This is a genomic window from Bacillus sp. JJ664 (assembly GCF_036962205.1).
GTDB lineage: Bacteria > Bacillota > Bacilli > Bacillales > Bacillaceae_G > Gottfriedia.
In genome coordinates this window covers 21,840-41,122 of sequence record NZ_JBALMS010000008.1, presented here as the reverse complement: position 1 = coordinate 41,122, position 19,283 = coordinate 21,840, and the positions used below count along the sequence as shown (strand labels likewise).

The window sequence follows — 19,283 nt, the reverse complement described above, 5'->3', positions numbered from 1 at the left end:
CACTGTATTAATACAGAGTGGAAAACAGAAACATCAAAATAATAAGGAGTGTTGACAATGAGTAGAGAAGAGCGTAAAAACATGGTTCGATTTTTAGAGCAAGCGAGAGGGCTTTCATCTGAGGATTTAGTATTTATGACAGATGCAGATTTAGAACATATTTATAACTCAACTTACACATATATGTTACACCACGCGGAATAATAAATATTCATACAAAAACTAGGTAGTTCCTGCATTAGGATCTACCTAGTTTTATTTAAGTTAATATAATAGCCTCTTATTTAACAATAAACTTCTTTGTTAATGCCGTAAGTGAAAGTGCAACTGTATTTAACTGCTGACTATTATTAAAGGTTAATTGCATTCGTTTCATTTGCTCATCTGAAGTATTCAACATCTCTTCAGCACTTGCTAATGTTTGTTGTGAAATTGAACCGAAATGTAATGTTGTTTCTTCCATTAAGGGAATTGTGTCTTTTAATTTTGATAGTTCCATATGCATTTTTTCAATTTTATAGTTAATATCAGTAATTGTCGTTAATAAAGAATTAAATGCTAATCGAGATGTTTCAACTGTTTCTGTACTATTTTCCGTATCAATTGCAAGCAGATTAAATTCCTTTGTTGCATTTGACATCATATTGTTCATATTTGTTACTGATTCGGCAATATCCTCAGTAGCAGTTGAACATTGGCTAGCGAGATTTTGAACCTCACGTGCTACAACAGCAAAACCTTTACCAGCATCCCCTGCTCTCGCTGCTTCAATCGATGCATTTAAAGCTAATAACTTCGTTTGATCTGCAATGGAACGAATCCAAGTTACCACTTTTGTAATTTGCGAACTATACCCAGAAACCTCATGAATCGTGCTGGCTACTTGCTTACACTTTTGTTGAATTTGTTGGAATGATTTTAATAATTCAGCTACATTTTCTTCGCCTTTTATTGCTGAATGGTTCATATTCTTAGATGCATCCATTACTTTTTCCATTGTTTGTAGCACACTAGAAGATTCGTCTTTCATATGAAGAAACATATTGCTATTATTAGTCGAACTAGCTGCAGTTTCTTCCGCTCCCATTTTTACAATATTCATTGTCTCTAAAGAAGCCTTCGTATATTGAAATGAATGCTTTGCTGTATGTTGTAGCTCTTTACTAGTAGTTACTAAAGAAACTGTTGTAGCATCTATATTCGAAAGCATTTGACGCATTTGTTCAATCATACTTTTAAAGCTTTTTGTTAATGAAACGATTTCGGGAATATTTGAATGAGTATCAACTTCAATGGTTAAATCTCCTGTTCGAACGACCCTCATTACATCCCTTAATTTTTCTAATGGCTTTATAATACTTCTTACTGCAAAGTATGTCATAACGATTGTAGCAAAAATACTAATCAAAATTGACAACATAAAGATTTTTTTCATATCATCTAACATCCACATAAACGAACGATCATCAATTACAACTGCATAATATCCCTTTAGCTCACTAATTTTTTCGAACGCATAAGTATAAGAAACATCATGAAAATTTGTTTGGCCTACACCATGTTGACTTTTTTGAATCTCTTTCTTTGCTTCATCAAGTATTTTCACGTCGCTATGTAAATTAGCTTTGTATGGCTTCACTTCTTTCGTTTCTTCTGATACAAAAAACGCTGATGCTTTTAATCCATCTTGAGATAAATTAGCCATTTGATTCTTTACAACATTATTAATGGCCTTCTCAAATCCCTTCTCGTCCCCAATGTATCTATATTGAAGGCTTTGAGAGATTTCTTTCATAATAGAAGCTTCTCGCTCAATTCTGCTATTCATCGTTGAAATAGTTGTTTCTTTGGCTTTTTGATAAGAAATCAAAGATACGACAGACATAGATAAAGTGATTAATACAACAGTAAATAAGACTAAACGAGACTGAAGTGTAAATCGCTCTATAAGCTTCTTTTTACGACTACTTCCTTCTTCTATTTTTGTAATTGGTTCTTTTTCTTTTTTCACAATTATTTTTCTAAAATAACTAAGCATTTTTTCTTTTATTTTACGATTATCTTTTTTGTTTTGGTCTCGTTGAATGAATCTCACTATAGTGTTTTTTACTGCGTCATTTTTCACCATTTCACACCACATTTCCTAATTTTATTACATAAATTCCTAATTTTAAGTATAATTTGACAATGTTTACCTTATTTAAATACAGTGTAAAGTTAATGTGAATTTCAAAAAAAAAATGTCCCTATATATAGGAACATTTTTTACTGGTTTTACTAAAATAGTTAGCTTTATACGAACCAATTTAATTAGAATAAACAGGCTCAAAACGATATCCTTTTCCTTTTATTGTTCTTATATATTTAGGAAAATTCGGGAGTTCTTCAATTTTAGATCGTAAACCATGGATATAAATATCAATCAGCCTTTTATTTTTATATACCGAAATGACCTCCATCAATTCTTCTCTAGTCACAATACGCCCTGCTTTTTTCACTAAATAGATTAAGATCGCAAATTCTCTAGCATTTATGTCGACTCTATTTTTACTTCTATATACTTCTTCTCGATTTACATAAATAGAAATGTTTCCAACATGTATAATAGTTTCTTTCTCTTCTACTTTATCTTGATAGCTCCTACGCATAATGGCTTTAATTCTAGCTGACAAATCTCTAGGATGTATTGGATATTTAACATATTCATCTGCACCTGCCTCCATGCAAATTGCCGCTTCGAAAGTATCATATTGTTCTACTAATAATATAATTGGAACATTTGTGATCCGACGGATTCTTAAGATAATCGGTATAAATTCATCTAACACACGGCTTTTCTTTAAAATAAGACATCCCTTTAAAAACCCTAAATGTACCTCTTCTTTAAACTCTTTATATGGATAGGTACTTATTTTATACAGGTCAAATTGGTTACTTTGCAAAAGCGCACTTTCAATTTCATTTTTTTCCTGAACGATGACAACCTGCTCCACGCTTTTTCAACCCCTATTATTTTTTTGGAATAAACTATAATTTCATTTTTAAAGTCATTGTAATGAATTCTTTTATAAAAAGGGGGACATTCATTATACATTTACAAATTCTTTACGTTCAGTTAAAAGCTAGTTAACTTTTGTGGAATATAGTAGGAAATGTAAGAAATAACAAACAACCACTTTTAGGGGGAAAACTTAAAATGAAATTGATCAAAAAACCTTTACTAGTATTATCAGCAGCAGCTCTTCTTTCATTAGCAGCTTGTGGAAATACAGATAAAACTGAAAGCACTTCAGGCAAAAAATTATCTGGAGATATCTTAATCGATGGTTCGTCAACAGTTGCTCCGATCATGGAAGCAGTATCTGAAGAATATACAGCAGCTCAACCAGATGTACATGCTTCAGTTGGTATCAGTGGTACTGGTGGAGGATTTGAGAAATTTACAAAAGGTGAAACTGACTTAAGTAATGCATCTCGTCCAATTAAAGATGAAGAAGCTGCAATTGCAAAGGGAAATAATATTGAATATATCCAATTAGAATTAGCTTACGATGGTTTATCAGTAGTAGTAAGTAAGGATAATGATTTCGTAGATAAATTAACTGTAGAAGAGTTAGCTAAGATGTGGGCAGTAGATTCAAAAGTAAAAACATGGAACGATGTAAACCCTGCTTGGCCAAAAGAAGAAATTAAATTCTTTAGCCCAGGTACTGAATCAGGAACGTTTGACTACTTTAAAGAAGCAATCTTAGACAAAGGTGATGTTCGTAAAGATACTCAAATGTCAGAAGATGATAACGTTCTTGTTACTGGCGTTGCTGGTGAGAAAAATGCAATTGGATTCTTCGGTCATGCTTACTATGAAGAAAACAAAGATAAATTAAAAGTTGTACCAGTTGTAAATCCTGAAACTGGTGAAGCTGTTGAACCAACTGAAGAAACAATTAAAGACGGTTCTTATGCACCACTTTCTCGTGAGATCTTCACATATGTAAATAAAAAATCTTTAGAGCGTGCAGAAGTAATTGATTACCTAAAATTCGCTAACGAAAACGTACCAACATTAGCTGAAGAAGTTGGTTATGTACCTTTAGAAGATGAAAAATATGAAGATAACCTTAAAAAGTTAGACGAAGTTGCAAAAAAATAATTAAATTTTAACTGAATTTAAGAGAGGTAAGGACCCGGATGAAGCCTTACCTCTTTCAATCTTGAAATTAGGGGGTTTTAAAAATGTTAGAAACAAAAAAGATTTCGCCTGTTCAACAAGCGATTGCTGCAAATAAAAAGAAAAAAGTTTCAATGGATACAATTTTAGAAAAATTAATGCCAAAGCTATTCTTAGTTTGTGCACTTGTCGCGATCTTTACTACATTTGGTATTGTTTTTACCTTACTTGCAGAAACAATTCACTTCTTTGAAAAAGTATCGATCGTTGAATTTTTAACAAGTACAGAATGGCATCCAACATTATCTGATCCAGATTATGGAATTTTACCACTTATATCAGGTACTTTATTAACGTCACTTATTGCAACGATTGTCGCTGTACCAATTGGTTTAACGTCAGCTATTTATTTAAGTGAATATGCTTCAGATAAAACACGCCGTACAATTAAACCAATTCTTGAGGTATTAGCAGGCGTACCAACTATTGTTTATGGTTTCTTTGCATTAACTTTTGTTACACCAATCTTAAAAGAAATCATTCCAACGTTAGGTATTTACAATGCTTTAAGTCCAGGTCTAGTAATCGGTATTATGATTATCCCTATGATTACCTCTTTATCTGAGGATGCAATGAGTGCTGTTCCAAATTCACTACGTGAAGGCGCATATGGCTTAGGTTCAACAAAGCTTGAAGTTTCTTTAAAAGTTGTCTTACCTGCAGCCATGTCAGGTGTAATCGCATCTTTTGTACTTGGTATTTCTCGTGCAATTGGTGAAACAATGATCGTATCAGTAGCTGGTGGTGCAAATCCAATCCTTTCATTCGACCCTACACAAGCTGTACAAACTATGACAGCTTTTATCGCTCAAGTGAGTCAAGGTGATGTAGGTTACGGTTCGATTGGTTACTACAGTATTTACGCAGTAGGTACAACATTATTCGTCTTTACACTAGTGATGAACGTAATTGCTCATTTTATCTCGAAACGTTTTAAAGAGGAGGTATAATCATGAATTTCATAGATCACAATAAAGTTTCTGCTAAAATTGGTAACCGATTAGTAAAAAATAAAATAAGCTCACAATTATTCTTTTTATCTACTATGTTTGGCTTATTCGTATTAGCAGTTTTACTATACAGAATTGGTAGCCAAGGATTTTCATTTATAACACCGGATTTCTTCACAAACTTTGCTTCTCGTATACCTGAAAGAGCAGGTATTAAAGCTGCACTTTATGGAACGATGTGGTTAATGGCAGTCGTCATTCCAGTTTCATTAATTTTAGGTGTGGGAACGGCGATTTATTTAGAAGAATATGCAAAGAAAAACTTTTTAACTCGTTTTATCCAATTAAATATTTCAAATTTAGCTGGTGTGCCATCTATCGTATTCGGTTTATTAGGATTAACAGTTTTTGTTCGTTTATTTGGATTTGAACGCAGTATCTTAGCTGGTGGATTAACAATGTCACTTGTCATTCTTCCTGTTATTGTTGTTTCTTCACAAGAAGCGATTCGTTCGGTACCTAACCAATTACGTGAAGCTTCGTTTGCATTAGGTAGTACAAAATGGAAAACGATATATCGCATTGTCTTCCCAACTGCATTACCTGGTATTTTAACTGGAAGTATATTAGCATTCTCACGTGCAATTGGTGAAACTGCACCGCTATTAGTTATTGGAGCCCTTTCTTATGTTGCATTCGTACCAACTGATATCTTCTCAGGATTCACAGTTATGCCAATTCAAATTTACAACTGGACTTCACGTCCACAAGAAGCATTCCAACTAGTTGCGGCTGCAGGAATCATCGTCCTACTTGTTATGCTAATTGTTATGAATGGTGTCGCTGTATGGATTCGTAATAAATTCCAAAATAGATTCTAAATTTGCTTCCCCAGCAATTTATAAATAAATAAAAACTCGGAGTCCATTAACTGATTCCGAGTTTTTTTATTAACCTAAGTCTACAATCGTTTTTCCATTAACGATTCGTTCACGAATTTGTTCACAAAGTTCACTAACTCTCTGTGAATGTTCTTCTTTGCCTTCATATTTCATTTTTAATACATAATATAAAACATGATCTCTGCACTTTAAAAATGCAGGAATTCGATTATACCACTCTTCTTCTAAAACAAATTCAGTTTCATAGCCCTGTCTAAGAATCGCTAATTGTTTTTTAGCGTAAGCAGAATTTTCTTCATAAGACTTTTTGCTTCCCCAAGCAGTATAGTAAAGGACAATCGCGATATCTGAAATAAAATAATTATATTGTAAATCATCAAAGTCGAAAGCAGTAATTTCTCCTTCATCATTTACAAAGAAATTATGAAAGTGTAAATCACTATGGATTAATCCATACGAATTTGAATGTCTTGGATATTGACTCATTTCTTCTAATAGCGCTTTTGTATGTGGACCTAATTCTTCATGATTTAGCATCACTTGAAGATACGCTTCTTCATCCCATGATTCTCTTGCATTTGTAACTGGATAATTTACAGTTAAGGCATGTAATTTACCAAGAGTTTTCCCTAATTTAAACATTAAATCGTCATTCCAAACGTTAGGGTTTGTTCGATCAACTAATTTACCATCAGCCCATTCAAACAATGATGCATAAAAGCTAGTTCCATCACTAGCAACATGCTCTTCTACTAATTTCCCACTTAAAGATAATAAAGAACCCGCTGCATTTGCACCATTTTCTCTTACATATTTTAAAAAGGTAAGTTCAGCTTCAATTTCATCTTTTTGGCGATGTGAGGAGTGAGTTAATCGCAATACCCTAGCTACTCCATCTTTTGTATGACCTTTAAAAATATAGTTTTCAAAATCACCAACTGGCTTCTCATCTACTTCGATTCCGAAGCCTGATGCAGCATTATGTAATATTTCTTTCGTAAAAACTCTTTCTACAGTATGTTCCATTGTTCAAACCTCCAAAAAACCTACTTTATGACTACTATAATTAGTTCTAAATAATTAGCCATTTTCCCTTCATTTTTTCTCTATTAAAAAGAACGTTGATTTACGCTTCAGGATGCTCACTTTTCGTGGGGCTAAGCTTGAGCCTCGGGTCCACAGGATGTAGGTCTTGCAAGCGTTATGACAGGACGTCGTGCTTTTAGCATGCCTACCTTGTTTGCCCTGCGGGGTCTCAACCTTCCCGTTACTCCCACAGGATTCGAGCACCTTACGCTTCAATCAACTTCTCTTTTAGTCCTTTTTTCTTCAAAAAACAGACAATAGGCTTTTACTTTTTTAAAATATCTCTCTTTCTTTTCCTTCAAATTCTTTTCGATATTCATTAGGCGTCATGCCTACCATTTTTTTGAATATTTTCCGAAAGTATTTATCGTCCTGGTATCCAATTTCTCCTGCTATTTCATATATTTTTAAGCGAGGAAATTTGAGTAATTCTTTTGCTTTATTCATTCTAATTCGTACGATATAATCTGATAAATTTTCACCGTAAATTTGTTTAAACTTACGCGAAATATATTCTCTACTTAAGTAAAATTTCTCAGAAAACTCTTGTAGAGAGACTTCTTCTGAGTAATGATTTTGTATATAGTAAGCAATTTCTTCTATTGTGTTTTGTTCTTTGGCTGGTTGTCTTGATTGATATAAAAGAGAACTAACCCTTTCTCTTTGAGCTAGTAGGAAATCTTTTAGTTCGAAATGTCCTCGAATATTCCAATAAGCATCAATACTAATTTTATGTAATGTTTGGATTGAATTTTTTGTTACCCATCTATTTATAAATAACTCGAATTCCTGATGCCAATTTTCTAATTGAGCATATGAGAAATAATTGAATTCCTTCAAATGATCCACGATCCGATTTATGATTTCATCAAAAAATGAAATATCGCTTTTCTCCATCATTTTATCTAGTAATTTTAATAATTCAATTGCATTTAATCCTTTTTGTTCCTGAATGTTACCTTTTAAATATACAGGACATTCAATCATTTCAAGTAAATTGTACTCATGAATAATCTGCTTTGCTTCTAAATAAGCATCCTGCAATGTTTCTACTTCATACTGTCCACTGCTTGAAATATGAAATGGAAAAGGAACAACAGTCACTAAAATGTCTGATAGCTGTTTATTGAATTGTTCAACGCGTTCCCCCCAATAAATAATACAGATTTCTTGATTAGCGTGAATATTTCTAAATGCAATACCAACATTCTTATTTTGAAGAATTTCATTTACAACATTTAAAATAGCAAAATAGCACAGTTCTTCAGACCATATACCGATAAATGCTTTTAAGTTTCTTAATTTAATGACGGACACATGTACAGACGTAATTGCTGATTTCTCAGCACCCGTTAGTAACTTTCCATCGTACTCATTTCCAAAAATAGCATTACTTAACTGTTGGTCTCGATAAAAAGGTAATATTTCATCCAATTTCCTTGTATGTTTGATTGATTCTCTACGTTGCTGGTCTTCTTTTTTCCATTCTTCAACGACTTTACTAATCGTCTCATTTAATGTGTCTGGATCGATTGGCTTTAATAAATAATCCGAAGCTCCATTTTGAATTGCTTCCCTCATAAATTGATAGTCTTCATATCCAGTTACGACAATGATTTTACTCGTAAATTTTTCTGACTTAATCCACTTTAACAATTCTCTTCCATCTAACTCAGGCATCATCATATCTGTAAAGATGATTTGCGGACGCTCACTTATGATAATGTCTTTAGCAATTCTTCCATTTTCAGCTTCGAATATTTCAGTTATGTTTATTTCATCCCAATTCGCTAATAATTTGATCCCTTCTCTTACATGGGTTTCATCATCAATAATTAACACTTTCATTTTCTATTGCTCCTCTATCTACATGTAGTGGCAAATAAATTGTGACAATGAAGTGCTCATGCTGTTTACTCTCAATAAAAAACTTGCCTTTTTCGCCGTAATATAATTGGATGCGGTCATTAATATTCTTTAATCCGATACTTTCCTTTTGAGATTTCTCCTGATTCATTAGTGAAAATTGAATCTTTTCTAATTTTTTTTGATCTACACCAACACCGTTATCAATTAACTTTATGCACATCATGTCATGATCTAATTGACGAATCGAAATTTCTAGCTTTCCAAACTTTTGTTTCCGTTCAAAACCGTGCTTAAAATAATTTTCTACAAGTGGTTGTAACGTCATTTTCGGCATGCTCGTAAAATATAAATGTTCATCAATAGTCAAATTATATTCAAACTTCCCGTCATACCTTTCATTTTGTAGAGCTAGATAATCTTTAATATGATTAATTTCATCTACTACACTGACAAAATCCTCATTATTTCTCATACTATATCGCATAATTTTTGAAAGAGATGTTAAAAGCTTATATACTTTTTTTCCATCATTTTTCAAAGATAAAGTACCAATTGACTGCAATGAGTTGTATAAAAAATGTGGATTTATTTGTGACTGTAGTACTTTAAGCTGATTCGTTTTATTTTCTATTTGAAGTTTATATTCCTTTATGTATAAATCATTTATCTTCTCAATCATTGAAGTAAAGTGTTGACCTAGCTTTCCAAATTCATCATCACCAAGTGAATCAAAAGAAACAGCTAACTCTCCTTCTTCAATACGTTTTATGTTCCGAATAAGTGTATGTATTGGATTTGTAAATTTGACTGAAACGAGAATCGTAAGTACCGTTACAAAAAGGACGGAAATAGCGCCAATTGTTATATTTATGATTAAAATTTTATTGGCATCTTGGTAAAGATTCGTATATGGGATACTCTTGATGATTGTCCATGTTTTTCCGCTTGCTTTAACTTGATCTGATACATAGACTCCTTTGAAATGCTTGTTCTTACCTTCAAAGTCATATTGACCTTTCTCAACTTTCGTATTATTTATTTCCTTATACCAAGAATTGGTTAACTTTTCCCCAATTCGTTTTTCATTTGAGGAATAGAATACATTTCCTTCTTCGTCTAGTACATACAAATGCTCGCGATTTTTATCATATATACGATCAAAGATTTCTTTAATACGATCTAACCTAACATCAATTGATAGAAAACCTAATAACTGATCCGTCGTTACATTCATTAATCGATAATGAAATGATATGACTTCTTTAGCAGGTTTCACTCGAAAATCAGAAAGATCATTATAACTTTTAATGTCATGTGTTGATTCAATTTCAACAAATTGCTCTTCTTTCATTAATGTCTTATAAATAGGGAAATCATTAAAGTTCAAGAGCTTACCTCGTCCACTCACTTTTGCATTGTAGACAGAAAAATCATCTTTCCCCCGTTCGATATAAAGGTGCATTTGTTCGATTTCTCTTCGGTTAAAATACAAGTTTAGTAGATTTCGGTTGATCTCAAATTGATTTTTGTCTATAAACTCTGTAGCTCCATTTTCTAATACTTCTAAATAAGGACGGTTCGTGTAAATTGATAAAGGGATATTATTAATTTCCTCAAAATAGTTTTTTAAATCACTTCCACTTTTGTTGATTAAAACATGATTATTTTTTACAAAACGATTCACAACAGAATTTTTTGTATAAATGTAAATAGATATGATTGAAATTCCAAAAGGAATGATCGTAGCTGCTAAAAGAAAAATAATTAATTTAAAGCGAATTCCGCGTTTCAATATGTCACCACCTTATCTTCTATATTAAATTAAAAACTAAAAATTTTAAATAATTAGAAAAAAAAGAAAGCTAATGATTCTACTCATCAGCTTTCTTTTTAATATTACTTCTTATATTTACTTTTCCAAGTAGCATCAAATTCTTTTAGCATTTGCGTCGCACTAGATTGTTTAGCAATATACTTTTGAATTGAAGCTCCAAAATCATTCGTTGCACCATCTGGGAACTTAAACCAGTTCCAAGTTAATGTTTTACCAGCTGCAGAGTACTTTTGGATATCGTCTGCAATAGGTCCTAAGTTTGTACCTTTAATTGTTTTTAAAGCAGGGATAAACTTAAATTTTTCAACGATGTACTTTTGTCCTGTTTTAGAAGTTACCATCCAGTTTAAGAACTTTTTAGCTTCAGTCTTATTAGCAGAGTTTTTATTTACAACCCAGTTATTTGGAACACCTACAGGTAATTTATCCATCGCTGCTTTGTCGTTGTTAATTGGCATTGGTAAAACACCAATCTTCAAGTTTTTCTTGATTCCATCAATAGTAGTTTGAGTCCAGTTACCTTGTTGCATCATAGCTGTTTGACCTTTTGCAAACTGTGTAACTTGTTTATTGTAGTCTGTAGTTAATGGATTTTTATTACCATATTTAACAGTTAAATCTAGTAATTTAACCCACTCTTTAAACTTCTTATTATCTGAAATTTTTACTTTACCTGAATTAACATCTTTAATGAATTGATCAGGATTTGATTGTTGTGCAAACGGGATATTTAATAAATGAATACCTAGAATCCACCACTCTGCATACCCAACAGAAAATGCTGTGATTCCTTTTGCTTTAAGCTTTTTACTAGCGGCTTCTAATTCTGAAATTGTTTTTGGTAAAGTTGTAATGCCAGCCTTTTTGAATAAATCTTTATTATAGATAAAACCATAACCTTCAGTATTCATTGGCATACCGTAAAGTTTACCATTCATCGTCATAGGTTTTTCAGTACCTTTATAAAGGTTTTTCACCCATGGTTCTTTTGATAAATCTTCTAATTTATCTTTCCATGTAACTGCTTCTTGGAATCCACCATTATTAAAGATATCTGGTCCTTTTCCTTTTGCAAATTCTGCTTTAAGAGCTGCTCCATAATCTGCTCCTCCACCAACAGTCGTTACTTTTACTGTTACGTTTGGATAAGCCTTATGGTAATCCTTTGCCATCGCTTCAAAATCTTTTGCAATTTCAGCTTTAAATTGGAAAACGTTTAATGTAACTTTTTTACTACTTGTTGCTTGTGTTGTACTTTTTGCAAATGCGCCATTTGCTCCGACTGAAGTTAATAGTACAAATGATGCTGATAGTGCAGCTACAGCTTTAATCGCTTTAATCTTCACCTTAAAACCCCCATTTTTTAAAAAATTATTATGAATACGTTTACATTATACTTGTAAAAGTTTTCTTACATAGATAGTTAAAATTGACCTATTGGGTGGAAAAAATTGATGATATTTTCCTAATCCAATTTCACTTAATAGAACCACTCGTAATTCCTTTAATAATATGTTTTTGCACAGCAAAGAAAAAGATTAATAGAGGAGTAACCCCTAAAATTAAGCCAGCCAATGCTAAATGCCATTGCTTCATATAGGCACTAAAGAAATAGAATGTAGATAACGGAATGGTTCGTTGTTCCTCACCTAAAACTAGTGATGGCAATAAAAAGTCATTCCAGATCCACAATGTATTTAAAATAACAATTGTGACTGTAATCGGTTTTAATAATGGGAAAACTACCTTCCAGAAAACCATAAATGGTGAGCAACCATCGATAATTGCAGCTTCTTCTAATTCAATCGGAATTGTTTTAATAAAACCGTGGTATAAAAAGATAGATAAGGCAGAGCCAAATCCCAAATACATCACTACCAATCCCCAATGACTTTCTATTAAATGTAATTTATCTCCCACTTTCATCAATGGAATCATGATTGATTGAAAAGGAATGACCATTGCTGATACTAATATAAAAAACAATACTGCTGAAATTTTATTTTTCGTTCTAACAAGTTTGTATGCCGCCATTGAACAAAACACCACAATCACCAAGTTACTAGCAATTGTAATAATCAGTGAATTGAGAAGAGCTTTTCCAAAATGCATAATTTTCCATGCTTCTTTGTAATTCGAAAGATCCAAGGACTTAGGTAAAGCAGATGTATTTGAAAGAATGTCCGCAAACGATTTGAACGAATTAACAATTACATAATAAAAAGGGACTAAGAATAAAAATGCGATTATGATAGCCAGAATTTCTAACGAAAATAGATTAAATGTATACTTTTCCTTTTTCATCACATCTCTACCTCCCTTTTCTTAGATAGATACACTTGAATGATCGTAATCACAGATACTACTACGAAAAACACAATTGCTTTCGCTTCTCCAATTCCGAAATTATTATTCGTAAATGCTTCTTTATAAATATTATAAGCTAGCATTTCTGTCGATCCGAATGGGCCACCACCCGTCAATGATAAATTCGTATCAAAAATTTTAAAAGACCAAGAAATTGTTAAAAATAAGCAAACAGTAACCGCTGGAGCAACCATCGGTATTGTAATTTTCTTTAAAACTTGAAATCTATTCGCTCCATCAATTTTAGCCGCCTCGATTAAATCATTTGGCACACCTTGCAATGCTGCGACGTAAATAACCATAATATATCCTGCACCTTGCCACACAGCGACAATGACAATGGCCCAAAATGCTCCATTAGCAGTCCCAAGCATCGCAGTCTCTAAAAACTTTAATTTCAACGTACTTCCAAGTGAGATTAATCCCTGATTAAATATGAATTGCCAAATAAAGCCTAGTAATAAACCACCAATGAGATTAGGCATAAAAAAGATCGTTCGTAAAATATTGCGTGACTTTAAAGCCTGCGTAACTAATAGAGCCAACCCAAAGCCAACTATATTCGTTAAAATGACGGCAATTACAGTATATTTTGCTGTCAATTTAAAGGACGCAATAAAAGCTAAATCATCCTTAAAAATATACTTATAATTCTCTAAACCTACCATTTTTATATGTCCAGTAATTCCATTCCAATCAGTAAATGAATAATAAATACCCATAATAAAAGGAACCAATACAATTGCTATAAATACTAGATAAACAGGTCCTACAAAACTAAAGAAATTGAACGCCTTTTTTAATTTTTTTAGACCCGTTCTTTTCGCCCTTTGTTTTCCCTCAAGAACGGAATCACTTGAAACCTTGTTTGTTTCGAGCATATAACCACCTCCAACTTCATCTTAATTTACCAACGAAATAGTGAAAACAGAGTGGTTTGAACAATAGGGTGGAATATATTGACTAATATTTAATTTTCTATGAATCTATAAAAAAAGACGATTACTAGATTATTATTGATTAACGAATCTTCTTAGCTAACCGCTAGCCCCACGGAAAGCAACAAACCTCTCTACTCAAAATTAAAATTAGACAAACAAAAAAACCGCCTATTTTCATAGACGGTTTTTTCCTATTTATATATGAGTACAGATTCATTACATATTAAGATGCACTCTTACTAATCTCAGCATTCTTCTGATCCCTTTGGTAATTTACAATAATAATCCCTGCTGTTACCATCATCAAACCAATAAATACTAGATAAGACAAAGCTTCATGAAGCATAAAAGATGATAACATAACACCAAAAACAGGTACTAAAAATAAATACATTGAAACTTTACCAACCTGATTATATTTCATCACATTATTCCATAAAATGAAGCCCACTGAAGATAAAAGAGATAAATAAAGTAACATACCAAAAGTTACTAAATTAAAATGAAACGGTAAAAACCCTGCAGCTATACCACCTATTAATAATAAGCCAAACGATCCCATCATCATTTGATAAGCAGTCAAATAGGCTACATCCACTTTTTTTGCTGCTTCCTTTGCAAAAACATTTCCGTAACCACCAAATGCCATCGCAATTAATAATAATATCTCACCTATACCTAAGTGCAACGAAAGTGTTCCCTTCGTTATATTCACAATAATCACACCGGCAAATCCAACTGTAACACCAAGTATTTTTTTGAATGATAATCGATCATTCTTATACATAAAATGTGCGGCTAACAGTTGAAAGAACGAAGTCGTTCCTGCGATAATTGATCCTTGAACACCTGTTGAGTAACTTAGACCAATGTAAAATAGTACATATTGTAAAAAAGTCTGAAACAGCCCTACTTTTCCAACAACTAGCACTGTATCTCGTTTAAAAGTTAATTTTCGACCTAGCAGTGTGAAAAATATTAATATTAAGATCGAAGCCAAGAAAAATCGATAACCTGCAAATAGCATTTGCTCCCAAATGTCAGTTTTCCCAATTTCTAAATGTTCGTAACTAAGCTTAATAAATGGAAAAGCACTTCCCCATAAAAATGTTGTAATAATAGCTGAAGATATAACGCCAAAAGGATGTGTAAAAAATTTTTTAGCTGTCACAGATCCCCCTCCCTTTCTCTTTTACTTTTCTAACTTGTTAATAGTACGTGTATAGTTTCTAATTCAATGTCAATCTTACTACATTTCTAATTCTTTTTGATTAAATTTGCTTAATTTTTGACTTTTAAGCAAATAATTTCATCACACTTGTTGGAATATGGTAATATATATTTAATAAGAATTATTTTAATCTAGCCAAATGATTCTTTTTCAACTTAGAAACTATATATTATGGAAAAACCAACTTATAAAAGTATGCTGCTGTCCTAAGGACGGCAGCTTTCGTCGTTTTATAAGGGTAGTGAATTTGATTATTTTTCTCAATTGCATAAAAAGAAAGGGGTATTATTATGGAAGCAAGTACAAAAGTATCAAATATACAAAATACATATGAAGCCGATCACGAGGCTTCATCTAATTTTCTTGCAAAGCACGGTGAATTAATTGCCGCTTTAATGTCAGGAGTTTTAATATTAATTGCTTCATTCGTAAACGACAAACATTCAACCTTCTCTATCTCGTTATATGTGTTGGCTTTTTGTATAGGAGGCTTTGCTAAAGCGAAAGAAGGTATTGAAGATACGATCGCTGAGAAAGAACTAAATGTTGAAATGCTAATGATTTTTGCAGCAATCGGTTCAGCTATTATCGGATATTGGACTGAAGGTGCCGTATTAATTTTTATCTTTGCTTTGAGTGGAGCACTTGAAACTTATACATTAAACAAAACGAATCAAGAAATATCTTCTCTATTATCTTTACAACCTCAAACTGCCATTCGAATAAATGGAGAATTAGAAGAAGTTGTAAGCATAAAAAATCTAAATCTTGGTGATTTGATTCTGATTAAAGCTGGTGAACGAATTCCTGCTGACGGCCAAATTATGAAAGGTGAAACATTAGTAGATGAATCAGCACTTACTGGAGAATCCATTCCGGTTGTTAAGGCTTTAAAAGATGAGGTTTTCGCAGGTACGATTAATATTAAAGGAACTCTAGTTGTAGAAATTACAAAGCATAGTGATGAAACACTTTTCCAAAAAATTATCAATCTTGTTCAAACAGCACAAAGTGAAAAAACACCTTCTCAACAGTTTATTGATCAATTTGAGGGTGTCTACGTAAAAGGTGTTTTAATCGCAGTATTCATTATGATGTTCTTACCTCATTTCCTTTTAGATTGGTCATGGACAACAACTTTTTATCGCGCAATGATTTTATTAGTAGTTGCATCACCTTGTGCATTAGTAGCATCGATTACACCTGCAGTACTATCAGCAATTTCAAATGGTGCTAAGTCCGGTATCCTTGTTAAAGGTGGTGTTCATTTAGAACGATTGGCCGTTTTAAAAGCAATTGCCTTCGATAAAACTGGAACTTTAACATTGGGAAAACCAGAAGTTACTGGATTTGAAATGATAAATGAAATGGACCGTGTTGAATTATTATCAATTATTGCTTCAATTGAACGTTATTCTACTCATCCACTTGCAGCAGCAATTGTTGATTATGCTACTAAACAAGGGGCTACAGTATCTACTTCTTTTGAACAGATTGATGATCACGCTGGTTTTGGTGTATCTGCAGTCGTAAATGGTTCAACATACCGAGTTGGAAAAAAAGAATTTGTCACTGTAAAACATAATCCTTTTATCCATTTTGAAGAAAATGCAGAAAATGAAGGAAATACAATTGTTTATGTAGGAACTGAAGATACTTTAATCGCTATCTTCTCATTAAAAGATTTAGTACGAAGTGAAACAAAAAATGCATTAAAAACATTAAATAAATTAGGCGTCCAAACAGTTATGATTACAGGGGATTCTGAACAAACTGCAAAAGCTATTGCTGAAGAAAGTAAAATAAATGAATTCTTCGCTTCATGCTTACCTGATGAAAAAGTATCAATCGTTAAAAAACTAAAAGAACGTTATGGTCAGGTCGCAATGGTCGGTGATGGAATTAATGACGCTCCAGCTCTAGCTACTGCAAATGTAGGTATTGCAATGGGTGGCGGTACTGGTGTCGCATTAGAGACGGCCGATGTTGTTTTAATGAAAAATGACTTAACAAAAATCTCTAAAGCCATTACTTTATCGAAGCGTATGAATAAAATAGTTAAGCAAAATATCATTTTCTCATTAACAGTGATTACATTTTTGATTTGTTCAAACTTTTTACAAATCATTGATTTACCTTACGGGGTTATTGGACATGAAGGTAGTACAATTTTAGTTATATTAAACTCATTAAGATTATTAAGAAATTAATAAAAAAGCGCAAAGTACGATGATCTATTCATTGTACTTTGCGCTTTTTTTACTTAATGGTAATCGTTATGTCCGTTTGCTGAACCACTCGTTTTATGTTTTGGATGAGAACTACTTTTTTGTTTTTTGTTAGACTTATCATTATGGTTTTGTTTGTTATTACTCATGAACATTCCCTCCCTTATTTGAAGTCTTTTATAGTTTATCTAACTCGTAAAAGACTACTCATGGAAGTTACCTCCAAAAATGTTAAACGTGCATTTTTCTTTGCTTTAAATAGGCATTAATCTCTCCACCAATCACAACGACCATGGCTGAAATATAAAACCAAATCATTAAAACAATTATGCCGCCCAAACTTCCGTAATGTCCGGTGAAATCGCCGAAATTATCTACATAATATGCAAAACCAAATGACGAGATAATCCATCCTAGCGTTGCAAATAGTGAGCCAAAGAACACCTTTTTCACATGTACCACCTTACTTGGCCCTATAGAATATAGGACAGTAAACACCAAAAATAATATGATAAAACTCAAGGACCAACGGATAATACTCCATGTATATAAAAAGTCATCAGAAATACCAAAAAACTCAAATAAGAATTCGGCAATAACTTTCCCAAATACTGGGATTAAAAGAGCAAATACAATTACAAACACCATAATTAAAGTTAGTAGAATAGAAACTCCTCTTGTAACAAAGTAATTTCTTTTATCTTCTACGTCATATGCATCGTTAAATGCTCTAATTATTGCATTTATCGCATTAGAAGATGCCCAAATTGTTGCAACTAACCCGAATGATAATACCCCACCATGTGACTGTCCAATTATTAATTGCAAATTACTCTTAATAATTGCCATGGCATCTGGAGGAGCATATTGACTTAAAAATGCAAGAACTTCATCGTTTGATATCGGTAAATAGATAATGACCTGAGTTAAAACTAAAAGAAATGGAAAAAGAGATAGCATGAAGTAATATGCTAGCTCCGCTGAACGAGACACAATATCGTCTGCCATACACTTTTTCACTAAATCCCATACAAATGCTACAAACAAATTCTTTTTGCTAATCAAGTTTACACCTTCAATGTGTTTATTCTTTTGATGGAGTTGATGTAGATATACTCGATAATAAAACTGATTCAACTTTCTCTTCTACTTCTTCTGCATTCTCTTCATTAATGTCTTCAACACCTTCAAGAGTTGCAGCTAATTGCGCTTCTACTTGATCTTCTACTTTATCTTCAAATGGATCTACCTTTTTTTCTACAGGCTCATTCACTGCTTTAATAGCGTTTTCTACTTTCTCTTCAACTTCCTCAGCAGCATCCCCAGATACAACTTTAGAAGCTCCTTTAACCGTTTCAAACTTGTTGATCGTAGAATCTTTAATTTCAATCCACTTATCTTTTACAAGTTGAACGTTATCTTCTAATTTTTCAACAGAATTCTGAACAACCTTCAGTTGAGAGCGCACCGCTCCTTTTACTAATTCTGGATCTTCTTTAATTTGATTTAACTTCTTTGTTACACTTTTACCTTTTCGTGAAATTTTTTCACGATTTTCTTTGTTCAGTAAAGTAACTCCTGCACCAATTGCGACTCCGACAAGAATATTGCGTAAAGCTTTGTTACGTTTTGACATTCTACATCCTC

General features: G+C 32.6%; 16 protein-coding genes. 5 read left to right on the top strand and 11 right to left on the bottom strand.

The features are described 5' to 3' along the window. Positions 1-57: 57 nt before the first annotated feature. Positions 58-204 carry a BH0509 family protein gene (locus V7056_RS01540; RefSeq protein ID WP_088002071.1) on the top strand — a complete coding sequence of 49 codons (147 nt, stop codon included), beginning with the start codon at positions 58-60 and terminating at the stop codon, positions 202-204. Between the two features lie 76 nt (positions 205-280). Here V7056_RS01540 and V7056_RS01535 read toward each other — a convergent pair whose 3' ends face one another. Together V7056_RS01535 and V7056_RS01530 are read right to left on the bottom strand one after the other, a co-directional pair. After that, on the bottom strand, positions 281-1,381 hold the full coding sequence (locus V7056_RS01535; protein WP_499698655.1) for a methyl-accepting chemotaxis protein: 1,101 nt from the start codon (positions 1,379-1,381) through the stop codon (positions 281-283). 925 nt (positions 1,382-2,306) lie between these two features. After that, the gene (locus V7056_RS01530) at positions 2,307-2,993 is read right to left on the bottom strand and encodes a winged helix-turn-helix domain-containing protein (protein WP_499698650.1); all 687 of its coding nucleotides are present in this window, start codon (positions 2,991-2,993) and stop codon (positions 2,307-2,309) included. Positions 2,994-3,196: 203 nt separating this feature from the next. Here V7056_RS01530 and V7056_RS01525 point away from each other — a divergent pair, with 203 nt between their 5' ends. From V7056_RS01525 to pstA, 3 genes are all read left to right on the top strand, one after another. Further along, a complete protein-coding gene (locus V7056_RS01525; RefSeq protein ID WP_499698649.1) occupies positions 3,197-4,150 on the top strand; it encodes a PstS family phosphate ABC transporter substrate-binding protein in 954 nt (317 codons plus the stop codon). An 83-nt stretch (positions 4,151-4,233) separates the two neighbouring features. Continuing rightward, positions 4,234-5,178 (top strand): phosphate ABC transporter permease subunit PstC, encoded by a 945-nt coding sequence (pstC, locus tag V7056_RS01520; protein ID WP_499698647.1) that lies wholly within the window; start codon positions 4,234-4,236, stop codon positions 5,176-5,178. Positions 5,179-5,180: 2 nt separating this feature from the next. Then, positions 5,181-6,059, top strand: a complete 879-nt coding sequence (pstA, locus tag V7056_RS01515) for a phosphate ABC transporter permease PstA (RefSeq protein ID WP_499698645.1) — start codon at positions 5,181-5,183, stop codon at positions 6,057-6,059. A 69-nt stretch (positions 6,060-6,128) separates the two neighbouring features. Here the strand turns inward: pstA and V7056_RS01510 are convergent, their stop codons facing one another. From V7056_RS01510 to V7056_RS01480, 7 genes are all read right to left on the bottom strand, one after another. Further along, positions 6,129-7,106, bottom strand: a complete 978-nt coding sequence (locus V7056_RS01510) for a phosphotransferase enzyme family protein (RefSeq protein WP_499698643.1) — start codon at positions 7,104-7,106, stop codon at positions 6,129-6,131. Between the two features lie 333 nt (positions 7,107-7,439). Further along, positions 7,440-9,014: a response regulator transcription factor gene (locus tag V7056_RS01505; RefSeq protein WP_499698641.1), complete on the bottom strand. Its 1,575-nt coding sequence runs from the start codon at positions 9,012-9,014 to the stop codon at positions 7,440-7,442. Beyond that, entirely contained in the window at positions 8,995-10,827 is a 1,833-nt protein-coding gene (locus tag V7056_RS01500) for a sensor histidine kinase (protein ID WP_499698639.1), read from the bottom strand. Before V7056_RS01500 ends, V7056_RS01505 begins: the two co-directional genes overlap by 20 nt. Positions 10,828-10,931: 104 nt before the next feature. Further along, positions 10,932-12,215, bottom strand: a complete 1,284-nt coding sequence (locus V7056_RS01495; RefSeq protein WP_499698637.1) for an ABC transporter substrate-binding protein — start codon at positions 12,213-12,215, stop codon at positions 10,932-10,934. A gap of 130 nt (positions 12,216-12,345) precedes the next feature. Continuing rightward, positions 12,346-13,173 carry a carbohydrate ABC transporter permease gene (locus tag V7056_RS01490; protein WP_499698635.1) on the bottom strand — a complete coding sequence of 276 codons (828 nt, stop codon included), beginning with the start codon at positions 13,171-13,173 and terminating at the stop codon, positions 12,346-12,348. Next, positions 13,173-14,117, bottom strand: coding sequence for a carbohydrate ABC transporter permease (locus V7056_RS01485; RefSeq protein ID WP_499698633.1), 945 nt, complete (start codon positions 14,115-14,117; stop codon positions 13,173-13,175). Before V7056_RS01485 ends, V7056_RS01490 begins: the two co-directional genes overlap by 1 nt. 283 nt (positions 14,118-14,400) lie before the next feature. After that, on the bottom strand, positions 14,401-15,348 hold the full coding sequence (locus tag V7056_RS01480; RefSeq protein WP_499698631.1) for a DMT family transporter: 948 nt from the start codon (positions 15,346-15,348) through the stop codon (positions 14,401-14,403). Between the two features lie 350 nt (positions 15,349-15,698). On the opposite strand from V7056_RS01480, the gene V7056_RS01475 reads away from it, so the two are divergent. Beyond that, positions 15,699-17,618 (top strand): heavy metal translocating P-type ATPase, encoded by a 1,920-nt coding sequence (locus tag V7056_RS01475; RefSeq protein WP_499698629.1) that lies wholly within the window; start codon positions 15,699-15,701, stop codon positions 17,616-17,618. Positions 17,619-17,867: 249 nt separating this feature from the next. Here V7056_RS01475 and V7056_RS01470 read toward each other — a convergent pair whose 3' ends face one another. Both V7056_RS01470 and V7056_RS01465 read right to left on the bottom strand, forming a co-directional pair. Continuing rightward, positions 17,868-18,683: a YihY/virulence factor BrkB family protein gene (locus tag V7056_RS01470; RefSeq protein ID WP_499698653.1), complete on the bottom strand. Its 816-nt coding sequence runs from the start codon at positions 18,681-18,683 to the stop codon at positions 17,868-17,870. 37 nt (positions 18,684-18,720) lie between these two features. Then, positions 18,721-19,272 carry a hypothetical protein gene (locus V7056_RS01465; protein WP_499698628.1) on the bottom strand — a complete coding sequence of 184 codons (552 nt, stop codon included), beginning with the start codon at positions 19,270-19,272 and terminating at the stop codon, positions 18,721-18,723. Positions 19,273-19,283: the final 11 nt, after the last annotated feature.